Genomic DNA, 15,155 nt, shown 5'->3' on the forward strand with positions numbered 1-15,155 from the left:
CCGCCGATCCGCGCTTCTGCACGGCCACCGACGGTCTCGCGACTCATCGATGCTGCCTGCGCCACCGGCGTTCGAAGTCCGACGCGGCCGCGGCGAGTGCCCGGCCTGCGTTGCGCTCCTCGCGCACCCGCTTTGCGGTGCCGTGGTCGTAGCCCGCCTTCCACGCTCGGCTTTCCGTGGCTTCGTAGAGGAACACGAAGGAGTACAGCAACCCGACCAGCGACCCGCCGATCGCGGCCATCAGCCGCACCGACATCGGTCCGGGTATCAGGACCACGAGCACGACCGCGACCGGCACCACCTGGACGAGCAACCGCAGCAGGTGGCGCAGCGGCCACGTGCGGCAGGTGACGTCGTGGAGCACCCACTCCCGGTACGCCATCGGAAGCCCGCCGCCGAGCGCGTACCAGAACCAACGGGCCGGACCAGGGCGTCGCTGCGACGCGGAAGTGGCCGGTGAAACCGGGTTCCGTATGCGCGGTATCCACCTCATGTCGGGTCCTCCGATCTCCCGGACGACATGGCCGTCCGGGAATGGATTCCCTCGAGAGCGACGCGAGTTCGCCCTGTTCGTGAGGTTACGCCGGGAGGGGGCGACTGTCCTGATCGAGAAGCGATCGACTACGCATGCCGAACGTACTTCGAGCTCCTCGCGTTGAGCAGCAGTGCGGCCACGCCGACAGCCCCGAGTGGCCACGAGCGGGGGCCGGGCCGCGTGCACAGCCCGGCCCCACCCCCTCGGGCAAGGGATCAAGCGTCGACTCGGTCGAGCCCCCAACCCGATTCGCGTCTGCCTGACCCCTCGTTGGCCTGCGCAGACAGTCGACCAGCTCAGGGCCTCGACGTGCATGCGATTCCTGCTCGGCACCCATGCGTTTCCTGCGGCACGGTCACGGCGGCGGTCCGGAGCCGAGGCGCTCGCGCCGCCAGCCGGCAGGCGTCGTGCCGTACTGACGCCGGAACGCCCGTCCGAACGTATTGGGGTCGAGGAACCCGACGGCAGCTGCGATGCCCGGCATCGCGAGCCGGGCGTACCTCGGGTCGGACAGCATCGTCCGTGCAGCGAGCAGCCGCTGCTCACGGAGGTACGCACCGGGCGTTGTCCCGATCTGTGCGAACAGGCTGTACGTGTGGCGGACCGACACGTGGTGCCGGCGCGCCAGCTCCTCGACCCGCAACTGCGGATCGGCCAGGTGTTCGCTGACGTGCACCCGCATCATCTCGAGCAACACCTCCTCGGAGCCGGTTCCGCCCGGTACCGAGGGGGTGACGTCCCGCAGCGCCATGGCGAGCAGATTGACCGCGGCGTGGCCGGCGTCGAGTCGCTGCAGCGCGGTGAGGTCGTCGGCTATCTCGAACAGCCGGTCGAGGTAGGCGGACACCATCCGCATGGCCGGGGCTGCCGGGTCGATGTTGCGTGCACAGCAGTCGGTGATCTCGGCGGTGCGGAGCGGGAGCAGCTCGCGGGGAAATCGCAGATTCACGCTGAGCACCTCGGCCGACGAGACGCGCTCGTAGCGGCTACGTGCCTCGATCAGAATGCCCGAACCGGCCGCCAGCTCGGCGAGGCGGTCGTGCTGGCGGACGTAGCCCCGGCCGGCCAGCTGCCGTACGGAGAAGAGCATCAGGTCATCGGCTGACGCTCTCGCCGCCATCCGGTCGGTCCGGACCGCGGATATCTGCCCTCGGAACTGCGATCGAGAGAGCGTGAGGGCCTCGCCCAGCTCCTGGACGGCCGACCACCCGCGGAAGTCGGGAGCCGTCCGAGCGATCATCGGTGTGTAGATCTCCCTGGTGACGTCTTCGTACTCCTCACCGGAGAACTCCCAAATCTGCACGGCCCCGAGGCTAGCTCCGGGCCATCCGCCCACGTAGAAGCACTGCGAGTGCTCTTGGTGCTACCTGAACGGCTGTTGTTGTGACGAGTAGGGGCTGGGCCCAGACGGGCAGTCACCGGCCTTCGCTGCGAGAACGCGTGCGCAGATCGCCGCACCACCGTCGTGGTCTCGGCTCGAGCTGGACAAAAGTGAGGTACCGCACGGCTTCTCCTAGTTGATGCGTCACCATCTGACCTTATTGTTGACGCATCCTCAAAAGGAGGGGCGATGACCACTGACGTCCCGGTCGTGCGACGGCGCATGACATCGAGAGAGCTACGGATCTGGCGGGCGCTGCTCGACACGACCGCGGACCTGCGGCGGATCCTCGGCGCCCAGCTGCAGGAATCGAACCTCTCGCCTGCCGACTACGCGGTGTTGCTCGCGCTCAGTGAGGCCGCGGGACGCGAAGTACGGTCAACGCAGCTCGCGGCGATGATGGAGTGGGAGCGGAGCCGCCTCTCGCACCACCTCGGACGGATGGAACGGCGCGGCCTCATCCGGCGCGACGAGTGCCCCACCGACAACCGTGGCGCACTGGTGTCGCTGACCGCAGACGGGGCAGACGTCTTCCGCCGCGCATCGTCCCCACACCTGCGAGCGATCAAGCGGCACTTCGCCGACGCGCTGACCCCCGCGCAGTTCGACGCGCTGGCCGAGATCCTCGACGCCATCCGCCGACACCTCGACCGCGAGACCGAACGGTCATGACGCACCCGTCCCCGCGACTCGCCGCGGGCCACATCGGCTCGACCCTTGCAAGGGCGGCGACCGAAGCCGGTCTCGACGCCGATGTGGTGGCGCCGGCCTGAGTTCGCGCCGGCCGTCCGGCCGACCGCCTGAAGACCATCCACCTCGCTCCAGCACGAAAAGGGAATCATCATGAACGCCCCCGACCCCCAGTTCCCGATCGTCCTCGGCCTCGACACCTTCGGCGACGTCGCCCGGGACGATCACGGTCGGCTCGTGTCGCACGCCCAGGCGATCCGCAACCTCGTCGAAGAAGGCGTGCAGGCCGAGGCCGTGGGACTCGACTTCTTCGGCATCGGCGAGCACCACACCCCGGACATGCCGCTGTCCGCGGCCGACGTCGTGCTGGGCGCGATCGCAGCGCGCACCGAGCGCATTCGGCTCGGATCCGCCGTGACCGTGCTGAGCTCCGACGACCCCGTCCGCGTCTTCCAGCGCTACTCGACGCTCGACGCCGTATCGAACGGGCGCGCCGAGGTGATCCTCGGCCGCGGTTCCAGCGTCGACTCCTTCCCGCTCTTCGGCTACGACCTCGCGGACTACGAGGAGCTGTTCGAGGAGAAGACGAACCTGTTCGCCGAACTGCTCAAGGGTGGACCGGTCACGTGGCACGGCAAGACCCGCGCCGCGCTCGTCGATCAGGACGTGGTGCCCCACGTCGAGTCGGGCCGGTTCCCGGCGTGGGTCGGAGTCGGCGGCAGCCCTCAGTCCGTCGTCCGCGCCGCCCGCTACGGCTTCTCGCTGATGCTCGCGATCATCGGCGGCTCACCCCGACGCTTCGCGCCCTTCTCCGAGCTCTTCGCCCACGCCCTGAAGCAGCTCGGACAGCCGGCACGCCCGGTCGGAGTGCACTCACCCGGACACGTCGCCCACACCGACGAGCAGGCCGCCGAGGAGTTCTGGCCGCACTACCTCGAGGTGATCACGCAGGTCAGCAGGACCCGCGGCTTCCGGATCCCGACCAAGGAGTCGTTCATGCACGACATCGGGCCCGACGGCGCGCTCTACGTCGGCTCACCCGAGACCGTCGCCCAGAAGATCGCGGCGAACATGACCGCCGTCGGGGCCACGCGGTTCGACCTCAAGTACGGCATCGGCGGCCTCTCGCACGACAAGCTCATGACCAACATCGAACTGTTCGGGACGAAGGTGGCGCCGCAGGTCCGCGAGCTTCTCGCCTGAAAACCTCCGTGACCTGGGCGGGAAACGGCGAGCTCCTGCCGACTTCTGCGCCCTCGTCAGCCGGTGGCGCGCAGTGCAACGAAGGTCACCGTTCGCACGGTCTGTGTCCCGAGTTGCGACAGTCGGTAGGTTCAGGTGATCGTCGCCGAGGCGCCGACCCGCACGCCACCTCCGTCGCAAGGAGCCGCGATCACGTTCCCGGAGTACCTACTCGACCACTATGACCGGCTGCTCGAACTGTCGCTCGAGCACCTCGCCGTCGTGCTCGCCGGTCTGCTCATCGGCAGCGTGGTCGGGTTGGCCCTGGGCATGACCGTCCACCGCAGGCCGCGCGCGCGAACCTTCACCATCAACGCCTGCGGGCTGATCCTCACCGTGCCGTCGCTGGCGATGTACGCACTGCTACTCGCGCTGCTGGGCACCATCGGGACCGTGCCGGTGGTCGTCGCGCTGGCGCTGTACTCGCTGCTGCCGATCGTGCGTAACACGATCACCGGCCTGATCGGGGTCGACGCGGCGGTCGTCGAGGCCGCCCAAGGCGTCGGGATGGGGCGCTGGCGCAGGCTGGTGAGCATCGAACTGCCGCTGGCGTGGCCGGTCGTGGTCACCGGGGTTCGGGTGTCCGCCGTGCTGCTGGTCGGTGTTGCAGCGCTGGGCCCGATCATCGGTGGCCCCGGACTCGGCGAGCTGATCTTCTCGGGCCTGCGGGTGATCTCGAGTCCCAATGCCGTCAACCTCGCCCTCATGGGCACGCTCGGTGTCGTGCTCGTGGGGATGCTCCTCGACGGTGCGTTTCTCGTCCTGACCCGCGTGACGACGTCCAGGGGAATTCGCTGATGCCCGACATGATCGAGCTGGAACAGCTGACCAAGCGGTACGACGGCCAATCGACCCCGGCGGTCGACGCCCTCGATCTGAGGATCGCCGAGGGCGAGATCGTGATCCTGGTCGGTCCGTCGGGCTGCGGGAAGACCACGACCCTCAAGATGATCAACCGGATCATCGAACCGTCGTCGGGAATCATCCGGCTGCAGGGCGAGGACGTGACCAGGGAGAACCCCGACCGCCTCCGCCGCCGCATCGGCTATGTCATCCAGCAGGTCGGCCTGTTCCCGCACCAGACCATCGGACGCAACATCACCACGGTCCCCCGGCTGCTCGGTTGGCCGCAGAAGCGGATCGACGACCGGCTCGACGAACTGATGCACCTCGTGGGCTTGGACCCCGCCACCTACCGCGACAGGTTCCCCAAGGAGCTCTCCGGAGGTCAGCGCCAGCGGGTCGGGGTCGCTCGCGCCCTGGCGGCGGACCCGCCGGTGATGCTGATGGACGAGCCGTTCGGCGCGCTCGACCCGATCAGCCGCGAACGCCTGCAGAACGAGTTCCTCCGTCTGCAGGAGGAGATCCGCAAGACCATCGTCTTCGTCACGCACGACATCGACGAAGCGATCAAGATGGGAGACCGGATCGCCATCCTCCGCGAGGGATCGGTGATCGCGCAGTACGACACCCCGGAGACGGTGCTCGCGGCACCTGCCGACGACTTCGTGCGGGAGTTCATCGGCTCCGGCGCGTCGCTCAAGCGGCTCGGTCTCGTACGGGTGCGCGACGTCGAGCTCGAACAGTGGCCGACGTCCCCGATCAGCGCAGGCCGGGAAGCGGCGCTGCACGCACTCGAGTCGTCCGAACACGGGTCGCTGCTGCTGCTCGACGAGCGGCGCAGGCCGCGGCGGTGGGCACACGCCCGTGAGCTGGGGCAGTCCGGCGGATCGCTCGAGGACGTGGGACTGGAGGTTCGCGCGACGGTCGAGCCCACCGCGACGCTGGCAGGCGCTCTGGACTCGATGGTCGGCAGCCGCGTGGGTGTCGTGGTCGTCGTCGACGGCTCCGGGGCGCTGCTGGGCACCGTCGACATGCGGGTGATCATGGCCGCGGTCGAGACCGTGCGCACCGACGCCCGTGAACAGGTGCCCGAGGAGGTATCGGCTCGGTGAGCCTCGCCATCGAGGATCCGTACGCCCGCAGCGATGAGGTGCTCGACCAGCCCGGTCCGCGCAGGTCACGGGCGGCGTGGTGGCGGCGCTACCTCGGCGTTCCGGCGGTGCTGGCACTCGTCTGCATCGGCGTTGCCGTCTTCGTCGCCGTTGCCGACCTCGACGACGTCGAGCAGCGTTTGCTCACCCTCGGCGGACTCCTCAACGCCACGCTCGTGCACCTGCAGCTCGTCGGTCTCTCCACGCTGCTCGTCATCGTCATCGCCGTGCCTCTGGGGATCCTGGTCACCAGGCCTGCGGCACGCCGGCTGACCCCGCTCGTCGTCGGGCTGGGCAACATCGCGCAGTCGGTGCCCTCGCTCGGCGTGATCGTCCTGTTCGCGATCCTGTTCGCCCCCGGGTTCCGGGGTGCTGTCGTCGCACTGGTCGTCTACGCGTTCCTTCCCATCCTGCGCAACACGATCGTCGGGCTGCAGCAGATCGATCCGTTCGTCGTGGAATCGGCCCGGGGCATGGGCATGTCGAGCAACCGGGTCCTGCGTGAGATCGAGTTGCCGCTCGCTGTGCCGGTGATCCTCGCCGGCGTGCGCACCGCGGCCGTCATCAACGTCGGGACGGCCACCATCGGCGCGCTCACCAATGCCGGAGGGCTCGGCAGCGTCGTGTACGGCGGAATCGTGCAGAGCCGCACGCCCGTCATCGTGGTCGCGAGCATTCTCACCGCGGTGCTTGCCCTCCTGGTTGACCACGTGCTCGGCGTGGCGGAGGACGTTCTCCGGCCTCGCGGCCTGTAGGTCCATCGAGATTCACTCGCCAAAGGAGGCGCTGTGCCGTTTTGTGCCACGACGACCCGAAAGCTCCGAGTGCTGAGCGCATTGGCCGTGGCCGGTCTGCTCGCACTATCGGGATGCAGTAGCGGCGCGGGTGGCTCGGGCGGCGCCGACACGGGCGACTCGGTCGCGGCGAGCGTCCACCTGGCAGGCACCCAGATCGCCGTGGGCTCCAAGGAGTTCACCGAGCAGCAGATCCTCGGCCAGGTGGCCGTGCAGGCCCTGGAGGCCGCCGGCGCGACGGTGGACGATCACACGAACCTCGTCGGCACGCCCGTCGTGCGCGGCGCGCTGCAGTCGGGCGAGATCGACATGTACTGGGAGTACACGGGCACCGCATGGCTCGGGCCGCTCGGCAACACCGATCCGATCTCCGGCGAGCAGGCCCAGTTCGACGCCGTGAAGCAAGCCGACGCCGCGAACGGGATCACCTGGTTCGCCATGGCGGGCGCCAACAACGCCTACGCGATCGCCGCGAACCCCGACGCCGCGAAGGAGTTCGGCGTCTCCACCATCAGCGACTGGGCCCGGTTGGCGCAGGAGAACCCGCAGGCGGCCGCCCTGTGCACCTCCGCGGAGTTCCCCACCCGGAACGACGGCCTGCCCGCGGTCGAGAAGACCTACGGCTTCGACCTCCCCGCCGCCAACGTCGCCGTACTCGACTTCGGACTGGTCTACACGAGCGTCGCCGCGCGTGAGCCGTGCAACTTCGCCGTCGTCTTCGGCACCGACGCCCAGGTGCTCCAGAACAAGCTCGTCGTGCTCCACGACGACAAGCAGGCCCTGGCCACCTACAACGTGGCCGTCAGCATGCGGACGGACGTGTACCAGGCCAACGCGGCCGCCTACGACACCCTGTTCGGCGCGATCGCGAAGCAGCTCACCACCGAGCGCGCCACGCAGCTCAACGCCAAGGTCGACATCGACGGCGAGACACCCGAGGACGCCGCCAAGGAGTTCCTCGTCGAGACCAAGATCATCAGCGGCTGACCCGCGAGGTCGATCTTCGCAGGTCAATGTAGGGGCATTGCCACAGCAGAGCCGTGAGAGAAGGGTGTCGGACGACCGGCGGCGCCGCCGGGGCGCCACCCCGATCGGAAGGGGGTGGATCGTGTACGCACGCTCCACCACAGTCCTCGCACATTCGGAGGCGATCGACGCGGGAGTCGAGCACGTCCGCGACGAGGTCATGCCGACGGTGCTGCGGGTAGACGGGTGCGTCGGCCTGTCCATGCTGGTCGATCGCACATCGGGCTGCTGCATCATCACGACCGCATGGCGGGATGAGGAAGCCATGCACGCGAGTGAAGGCTGGCTACGACCCGTCCGCGAGCGTGCCGGCGAGGTGCTCGGCGGCAGGCCGCAGGTCGATGAGTGGGAGATCGCCGTCCTGCACCGCGATCACACCTCGAAGCCGGGCGCGTGCGTTCGCGCCACTTGGGTGCGGACGAATCCCGAGGACACCGACCGCCTCATCGACATCCACAGGTTGGGGCTGCTGCCGGAGATCGAGACCTACGACGGGTTCTGCAGCGCGAGCCTGATGGTCGATCGCACATCCGGCTATGCCGTCTCGTCGGTGACCTTCGACAGCCGCGACGCCATGGTGCGGACCCGCGACGCGGCGACCACTCTGCGGGAGTGGGGCACCAGAGAAGCGAATGGCCAGATCATCGAGGTGAGTGAGTTCGAGCTGGCGCTCGCCCATCTGCGGGTCCCCGAGATGGCCTGAACGGCACGGCCGGCTGCGCGACGCGGGAAGCGCTCGGAACCAGTCGGGCGCTTCCCCGTCGCATCACGAGGTGGATCAGGGTCGGTTCTCGGTGCCGGACGGCGGGGCCGGGGTAGCGGCCGGGGAGCCGGTGCCCGCCGCGCCGTCCGTGCCCGGCGTGGCGGCCTGCTCGCCTGCCGTCCGCCGGCCGCGGCGCCAGACAAGTCGACCCCGTCCGCTCCGGGTGTCGGCGACGGCGCCGTCCGCGCCCTTGTGGGAGACCACTCGCGACGCGAAGTTCTTCGCTGCGTGCGCACCTTCACCGGCCACGTCCCACCCGCGTTCCCGCAGCCGCTTGGCCTGCGGCCCGTGGGCGTACTCGACCGCCTGCCTCCGCAGCTTGTCCAGTTGCCGGCGACCGTCGGGCTGACCGGCGTAGTAGCCGATTCCGGCAGCAATCACGTGACTGAGCAGCCCCATGACGTCCTCCTGGCTCACTGTCCGAAGCGGTGCGCACGCCGATGTACGCACCCAGGTGTCGGTTACCCGATCCCGGTGGCTCTGATGCTTCACATCTGGATCGAGCGGCGCGGCGGCAGCGCGTCCACGAGCCGGTCGAGCTCGTCCTCCGTGTTGTAGTAGTGGACCGAGGCGCGCACCACCTCCGCCAGGCCCCGGCGGGGCATGTCGAGCTGGGCAGATCGGGCCCGGGAGATGGTGGTCCGCACCCCGCACGCACGCAGCGTCCTCTGCACGTCCTCGCAGGAGACGCCGTCGACGGTGAAGGTGACGATGCCGCAGCGGCGAAGGCCCTGGTCGTGGACCCGTACCCCGCTCATCGCCCGCAGCCGTTCGCGCAGCGTCTCGGCCAGGACCGTGACCCGCGCCTCGATGGCCGCAAGCCCCCACTCGAGCGCGTAGTCGACGGCGACGCCCAACCCGATCCGCGCGGCGACATCGCTCTCCCAGTTCTCGAAGCGGCGCGCGTCGGGCCGCATCTCGTAGCGGTCAGGAGCCGTCAACGTCGCGGCGTGCAGGTCCAGAAACGGTGGCTCCAGCCGTTCGAGCAGCGCGCGACGCACGTACAGGAACCCTGTGCCGCGCGGTCCGCGCAGGAACTTGCGGCCGGTGGCCGACAGCATGTCGCAGCCGATGCGCTCGACGTCCACCTGCAGCTGGCCCACCGACTGGCACGCATCGAGCAGGAACGGCACTCCGGCCTCGCGGGCGACGGCACCGACCTCCTCGGCAGGGTTGACCAGCCCGCCGTGCGTGGGTACGTGCGTCATCGCGATGAGCCCGACCCTCCCCGCGCCGTCCTGCAGGCGCCTGCACAGGTCGGTCACGGACAGCCGGCCGTGCTCGTCGTCGTCGACGACCTCCACGACAGCACCCGCGCGCGCTGCCACCTGCAGGAAGGCGATGACGTTGCTGGCGTACTCGGCGTGGGCGGTCAGGATGCGGTCGCCGGGTTTGAGGGGCATGGCGTAGAAGGCCATGTCCCAGGCGCGCGTGGCGTTCTCGACCAGGGCGATCTCGTCCTGCTCGCAGCCGAGCAGCCGGGCCACGGCCTGGTAGGTGCCGTCGAGCCGGTCGGCTGCCATGGCGGCGGCCTCGTATCCGCCGACCTCCGCCTCCGTGCGAAGGTGCCCGATCACCGCGTCGGTCACCTGTCGCGGCGGAAGCGCGGCTCCTGCGTTGTCCAGATGTGCCACGTCGTGCGCACCAGGGGTGTCGTTGCGTGCCCGCTCGACGTCGAAGTCCACGCGATCACACGCTAACGAAACGCGGCCTGGTCCTTCCAGGCCGCGTCTCGCGTTTCGATCTACGGGTAGGCGTAGCTGCACGCGTCGCTGGCCTTGCCGTCGCTGACGCCGGCCCGCACCAGCAGCGGGAAGCACGCCTGACGCTCGACGAATGAGCTGCTCGCCCCCTGGTCGCAGGCGTTCCTGACCTTCGGACCGATCATGACCCCTTCCCGTCGCAGATAGTCGACGCACTGGGCCTCGGTCGCCGAGGCCGGAGTGGCGATGGCAACGGGGATGACGATCGTGGTCAGAGCCAGGACTGCTGCCGCAGCAAGCGCCCGGATTGCTCGATGAGTCGTCTGTGTCATGACTCCACCGTGACGGCCCGACCACGGTCGGCAGTAGGGCGGTGGATCATCGGTCGGGCTGACAGAGCGCAGGGCGCCCGGTGACGGCTGTCATCATCGGAATGTTCTTCGTAGGATGCGGACGCGGAGTTCCCTATCGGGCGTTGCGCAGCCTGATCCCACTGAATCCCAGCGTGCTCGCCGTCACCGCTTCCCAGAACGTCCACAGTCTCGGCAGCACGCGCAGTTCGATGCCGGCCTCCTCATGCAGCGCGAAAAGGTCGCCCACCGGCTCCGGCGGACCGAGCGGGCGCACGGGCACCTCGGCCACGTGGGCAGACGGCTCAGGCTCGCCGAACCGCCGCGCCGGCTCGGGTTCCGCGTACGGGCGGAACGGCGCCGCCGGGAACCGGTAGGCGTAGAGGCGCACCGTCCGCATCCGCTCCAGCCATCCGTACTCCACGGCATGAACCCGCGAACCCCCGTACGGGCCGATGATCCGCGCTACGTCCGCGCTGGTGGATCCGGCGCGCGGCCACGCCATCACTCGCGGGCACTGGCGTGGAAACCAGTAGGACGGCGCCCTCAGCGCATCGACCGCCCACACGTAGGCGTCCGAGACCCGGGCCGTGGCGGCGACGTGGGGTATGAATTCCGCGATCGTCGGGTCCTCCGAGAAGTGGAGAACCTCGCCCTCACGTGGTCGCACAGCGGTTCACACCAGCACGAGCGCCGTCCATCAGGACAGCGTGTGATCCACGCCTGGCGAGGACAAGTGAACTTCCTTGCCGCGTGGCCTCGACCGTGAGTCCGCCCTGGGAGCGCCCCGAGGAGACGCCACCCTATCCGCGGGGACATGCTTGGTGAGGGCCGGTTGCGTCGAGCAGCGTCGGGCAAGGACGTACAAGACCGGACGCTCACGGCGGCGGATACTCACAACCATGACGATGTCGGATCCGGTGAACGTCCCCACTGCCCTCGCGTCCTTTGACGACGTGTACAGCCCTCGGATCGTGGCCAGGATGAACGACTACGACGTGCGGATCGCCCACACCAAGGGCGAGCACGTATGGCACGTGCACGAGTCCACCGACGAGTTTTTCCTGGTGCTCGACGGCCGGTTCGACATCGCGCTGCGCGATGCGGACGGCTGCGAGAGAACCGTGGTGCTGCGCCGAGGCGACACATTCGTCGTCCCGAAGGGCATCGAGCACAAACCGTCCTCTCCCGGGGGCTCGATCCTCATGTTCGAGCCGAGCGGTACCTCCACAACCGGCGATCGGCACGAGGGCGCGATCCCCGAGCACGTCGACAGCACCGCCGGACACGACCTCCATCAGCCCCGGTAACCGCGGTCAGACCGCGGCAGGCCGGGCGGGCACGACGACGACCGGGCACGGAGCGTGGTTGACGATCTGTGTGGCGACCGATCCCGTGAGCAGATGGCGGAACCCGCCATGGCCCCGGGAACCCACCACCAACAGGTCCGCGGATCGGCCGAGCCGGATGAGCTCCTCGGACGGGTTGCCGGCGCGGACCTCCAGGTGCATGACTTCCGGTGCAGGCTCCCCGTCGAGGGCCTTGCCCACCTGGTCCCGAAGCAGCTGCTCCGCCCGCCTGTGCGCTGGCGCGTCCAGCGACGATGCGGCCTCCGGCCCGACGTCCGCGCTGAGATAGGGCTCCTGCCACACCTCGACGACGGTCAGCTCGACACCTCGCAGGCTCGCCTCCTCGATCGCGAACCGCAGCGCGTCCACCGCGTGCACCGACCGGTCGACGCCGACGACGATCCCACCCATGACGCACCCCTTCCGGTCGTCTCTCGCGGTGTCAGGGCAAGTGTGCGCGCAGTCGTCCGGTCTGCACACAGACGTTCGTCAGCGGGCTCCTGCCAGACCGGCGGCGGTGTCGTCGTAGGCGCCGGCGGCGCGCCCAGCCTCCAGGCGGGCGACGGGAATGCGGAACGGGCTGCACGAGACGTAGTCGAGCCCGGCGTCGTGGAAGAAGTGCACGGACTCCGGGTCGCCCCCGTGCTCGCCGCACACCCCCATCTTGAGCCCGGGCCGCGCGCGTCGGCCTTCCTCGACGGCGATCCGGACGAGACGGCCGACGCCGATGGCATCGAGCGTCTCGAACGGCGACACCGTGAACACGCCCTTGTCCAGATACGCGGCGAAGAAGGCCGCCTCGACGTCGTCGCGGGAGAACCCCCAGGCGGTTTGGGTGAGGTCGTTGGTGCCGAACGAGAAGAAGTCGGCGGCCTCGGCGATACGGCCCGCGGTGAGGGCCGCCCTGGGCAGCTCGATCATCGTTCCGACGGGAATGTCGAGGGTGACGTTCTCCTGCTCGGCCACCTCAGCGAGAACGCCGTCGGTCTCGTCCCGGATCAGGTGCAGCTCCATCACCGACCCGACGAGCGGAACCATGATCTCCACCTGAGGGTCGCCGCCTGCCTTGATGCGTTCCGCGGCGGCCTCCGCGATCGCGCGGACCTGCATCGCGAACAGCCCGGGCACGACCAGTCCCAACCGCACGCCCCGCAGTCCCAGCATCGGGTTCGACTCGTGTAACCGCTCCACCGCGGCGAGCAGCGTCTCGTCGGCAGCGGTGTCCTCACCACGTTCCCGGGCGACGGCGACCCGCACGGACAGCTCGGTGCGGTCGGGCAGGAACTCGTGCAGCGGCGGATCCAACAGGCGGATCGTCACGGGCAGCCCGTCCATCGCCTCCAGGAGTTCGATGAAGTCGCCGCGCTGTTTCGGCGTCAACGCCTCCAGCGCCGAGGCCCGTGCCGCGGCGGAGTCGGCGAGGATCAGGCGCTCGACGAGCGCGCGGCGGTCCCCGAGGAACATGTGCTCGGTCCGGCACAGGCCGATGCCCTCGGCGCCGAGCCGACGGGCGCGCGCCGCGTCCTCGCCGGTGTCGGCGTTGGCCCGCACCCCGAGGCGCCGGGTGGAGTCGGCGTGGGTGAGGACGCGGTGCACGGCCTGCACCAGCTCGGCGGTCTCCTCGTCCGCCCCGGTCAGCGCGGTGTCCAGGCCCTCTTCCAGGTATGTCGCCACGGGTGAGGTCATCACCGGCACGTCGCCGAGGAACACCTCGCCGGTGGACCCGTCGATGGCGATGACGTCGCCCTCGTTCACGACGATGTCGCCGACGCGGGCCGTCCGGGTTGCGGCGTCGACATCGATGGCCTCCGCGCCGCAGACGCACGTGCGCCCCATGCCGCGGGCCACCACGGCGGCGTGCGACGTCTTGCCGCCACGGCTGGTCAGCACCCCGGCCGCGGCGATCATGCCTTCGAGGTCGTCGGGGTTGGTCTCCCGGCGCACGAGGATGACCGAGTCGCCGGCAGCGTGCCGGGCGACGGCCGTGGCGGAGTCGAACACGGCCTCCCCCACGGCAGCGCCCGGCGAGGCGGCCAGGCCGGTGGCGAGTCGGGTCCGCGCGGCGGAGCGGTCGAACTGGGGGAACATCAGCCGTGCGAGCTGGTCACCCGTGACCCGCTGCAACGCCTCGTCCATCGTGATCAGCTGCTCGTCGACGAGCTGGGCGGCGATCCGGAACGCGGCGGCGGCGGTGCGCTTGCCGACCCGCGTCTGCAGCATCCACAGCTTGCCGCGTTCGATCGTGAACTCGATGTCGCACAGGTCCCGGTAGTGGGTCTCCAACCGGCGCATCACCGCGTACAGCTGGCGCGCCGACTTCGGGTCACGTTCGGCCAGGTCGGCGAGGGTGAGGGTGTTGCGGATGCCCGCGACGACATCCTCGCCCTGGGCGTTGGGCAGGTAGTCGCCGTAGACGCCCTGCCGTCCGGTGGCCGGGTCGCGGGTGAAGCACACCCCGGTGCCCGAGTCCGGGCCGAGGTTGCCGAACACCATCGTGCACACGTTCACGGCGGTGCCGAGATCGTCCGGGATCCGCTCGCGGCGGCGGTAGAGCCGGGCCCGCTCGGTGTTCCAGGAGTCGAACACGGCGTTCATCGCCAGGTCGAGCTGCTCGCGCGGCTGCTGCGGGAACGACCGTCCCGTCTCCTGGTGCACCACCTTCTTGTAGGCCTCGACGAGCTCTTCGAGGTCGTTCGCGCCGAGGTCGACGTCCTGGGTGACGCCCCGGGCCCGCTTCATGGAGTCCATCGCCTCGACGAACAACGCATCGTCGATACCGAGCACGGTCTTGCCGAACATCGCGATGAGCCGCCGGTAGGAATCCCAGGCGAACCGCTCGTCCCCGGACACGCCGGCCAGACCGCGGACCGACACGTCGTTCAGCCCGATGTTGAGGACCGTCTCCATCATCCCCGGCATCGAGAACTTCGCCCCGGACCGCACCGACACCAGCAGCGGATCCTGCGGGTCCCCGAGCTGGCGGCCGACCCTGTCCTCCAACGCCCGCAGCGCGCGTGTCACCTGCACCCTGAGCTCCGGCGGCACCACGCCGTCGGCCAGGTACCGCCGGCACGCCTCGGTCGTCACCGTGAACCCCGGTGGCACGGGCAAGCCGAGCCGGGTCATCTCGGCGAGGTTGGCCCCCTTGCCGCCGAGAAGATCCTTCTCTTCCTTGCTGCCCTCGCTGAACTCGTACACGTACTTCGGCATCAGCTCCACCTCACGGAAGCCGGCGGCAGGTCGCGAGCACCAGCACTGTGACCCCGCTGGGTCGGGTTTTTCAACAGGCACTCGGGGGTCGGGGCAGCACTCGCATCGCGGCTGGACG

General features: G+C 69.5%; 16 protein-coding genes. 8 read left to right on the forward strand and 8 right to left on the reverse strand.

The features are described from left to right. Positions 1-43 precede the first annotated feature (43 nt). Entirely contained in the window at positions 44-493 is a 450-nt protein-coding gene (locus tag ACQPZQ_RS33905; RefSeq protein WP_433287665.1) for a DUF5313 family protein, read from the reverse strand. Between the two features lie 397 nt (positions 494-890). Next, positions 891-1,838: a helix-turn-helix domain-containing protein gene (locus tag ACQPZQ_RS33910; protein WP_433287667.1), complete on the reverse strand. Its 948-nt coding sequence runs from the start codon at positions 1,836-1,838 to the stop codon at positions 891-893. A gap of 267 nt (positions 1,839-2,105) precedes the next feature. Here ACQPZQ_RS33910 and ACQPZQ_RS33915 point away from each other — a divergent pair, with 267 nt between their 5' ends. From ACQPZQ_RS33915 to ACQPZQ_RS33945, 7 genes are all read left to right on the forward strand, one after another. Then, positions 2,106-2,588 (forward strand): MarR family winged helix-turn-helix transcriptional regulator, encoded by a 483-nt coding sequence (locus ACQPZQ_RS33915; RefSeq protein ID WP_433287669.1) that lies wholly within the window; start codon positions 2,106-2,108, stop codon positions 2,586-2,588. A 171-nt stretch (positions 2,589-2,759) separates the two neighbouring features. Further along, entirely contained in the window at positions 2,760-3,809 is a 1,050-nt protein-coding gene (locus ACQPZQ_RS33920; RefSeq protein WP_433287670.1) for an LLM class flavin-dependent oxidoreductase, read from the forward strand. A 135-nt stretch (positions 3,810-3,944) separates the two neighbouring features. After that, positions 3,945-4,646: an ABC transporter permease gene (locus tag ACQPZQ_RS33925; protein WP_433287672.1), complete on the forward strand. Its 702-nt coding sequence runs from the start codon at positions 3,945-3,947 to the stop codon at positions 4,644-4,646. Further along, complete coding sequence (locus ACQPZQ_RS33930) at positions 4,646-5,803, forward strand: ABC transporter ATP-binding protein (RefSeq protein WP_433287674.1); 1,158 nt, start codon at positions 4,646-4,648, stop codon at positions 5,801-5,803. The genes ACQPZQ_RS33925 and ACQPZQ_RS33930 overlap by 1 nt, the downstream gene beginning before the upstream one ends. Beyond that, a complete protein-coding gene (locus ACQPZQ_RS33935) occupies positions 5,800-6,597 on the forward strand; it encodes an ABC transporter permease (RefSeq protein ID WP_433287676.1) in 798 nt (265 codons plus the stop codon). The genes ACQPZQ_RS33930 and ACQPZQ_RS33935 overlap by 4 nt, the downstream gene beginning before the upstream one ends. A gap of 33 nt (positions 6,598-6,630) precedes the next feature. Next, positions 6,631-7,623 (forward strand): glycine betaine ABC transporter substrate-binding protein, encoded by a 993-nt coding sequence (locus ACQPZQ_RS33940; protein WP_433287678.1) that lies wholly within the window; start codon positions 6,631-6,633, stop codon positions 7,621-7,623. A 199-nt stretch (positions 7,624-7,822) separates the two neighbouring features. Next, positions 7,823-8,365, forward strand: a complete 543-nt coding sequence (locus ACQPZQ_RS33945; RefSeq protein WP_433287680.1) for a hypothetical protein — start codon at positions 7,823-7,825, stop codon at positions 8,363-8,365. Between the two features lie 75 nt (positions 8,366-8,440). On the opposite strand, the gene ACQPZQ_RS33950 is transcribed toward ACQPZQ_RS33945, so the two are convergent. The 4 genes from ACQPZQ_RS33950 to ACQPZQ_RS33965 all read right to left on the reverse strand — a co-directional run bounded on the left by ACQPZQ_RS33950 (position 8,441) and on the right by ACQPZQ_RS33965 (position 11,148). Next, entirely contained in the window at positions 8,441-8,824 is a 384-nt protein-coding gene (locus tag ACQPZQ_RS33950) for a hypothetical protein (RefSeq protein ID WP_433287681.1), read from the reverse strand. 89 nt (positions 8,825-8,913) lie between these two features. Then, positions 8,914-10,110, reverse strand: a complete 1,197-nt coding sequence (locus tag ACQPZQ_RS33955; protein ID WP_433287683.1) for an aminotransferase class V-fold PLP-dependent enzyme — start codon at positions 10,108-10,110, stop codon at positions 8,914-8,916. 59 nt (positions 10,111-10,169) lie between these two features. Beyond that, positions 10,170-10,460: a hypothetical protein gene (locus tag ACQPZQ_RS33960; RefSeq protein WP_433287685.1), complete on the reverse strand. Its 291-nt coding sequence runs from the start codon at positions 10,458-10,460 to the stop codon at positions 10,170-10,172. Between the two features lie 133 nt (positions 10,461-10,593). After that, complete coding sequence (locus ACQPZQ_RS33965) at positions 10,594-11,148, reverse strand: DUF6886 family protein (RefSeq protein ID WP_433287687.1); 555 nt, start codon at positions 11,146-11,148, stop codon at positions 10,594-10,596. 238 nt (positions 11,149-11,386) lie between these two features. Here ACQPZQ_RS33965 and ACQPZQ_RS33970 point away from each other — a divergent pair, with 238 nt between their 5' ends. Beyond that, the gene (locus ACQPZQ_RS33970; RefSeq protein ID WP_433299489.1) at positions 11,387-11,788 is read left to right on the forward strand and encodes a cupin domain-containing protein; all 402 of its coding nucleotides are present in this window, start codon (positions 11,387-11,389) and stop codon (positions 11,786-11,788) included. A 6-nt stretch (positions 11,789-11,794) separates the two neighbouring features. On the opposite strand, the gene ACQPZQ_RS33975 is transcribed toward ACQPZQ_RS33970, so the two are convergent. Beyond that, positions 11,795-12,238 (reverse strand): universal stress protein, encoded by a 444-nt coding sequence (locus ACQPZQ_RS33975; protein WP_433287689.1) that lies wholly within the window; start codon positions 12,236-12,238, stop codon positions 11,795-11,797. Positions 12,239-12,316: 78 nt separating this feature from the next. After that, positions 12,317-15,037, reverse strand: coding sequence for a pyruvate, phosphate dikinase (gene ppdK, locus ACQPZQ_RS33980; protein ID WP_433287691.1), 2,721 nt, complete (start codon positions 15,035-15,037; stop codon positions 12,317-12,319). Positions 15,038-15,155 lie beyond the last annotated feature (118 nt).

Source organism: Pseudonocardia sp. CA-142604 (genome assembly GCF_050948475.1).
Taxonomy (GTDB): domain Bacteria; phylum Actinomycetota; class Actinomycetes; order Mycobacteriales; family Pseudonocardiaceae; genus Pseudonocardia; species Pseudonocardia alaniniphila.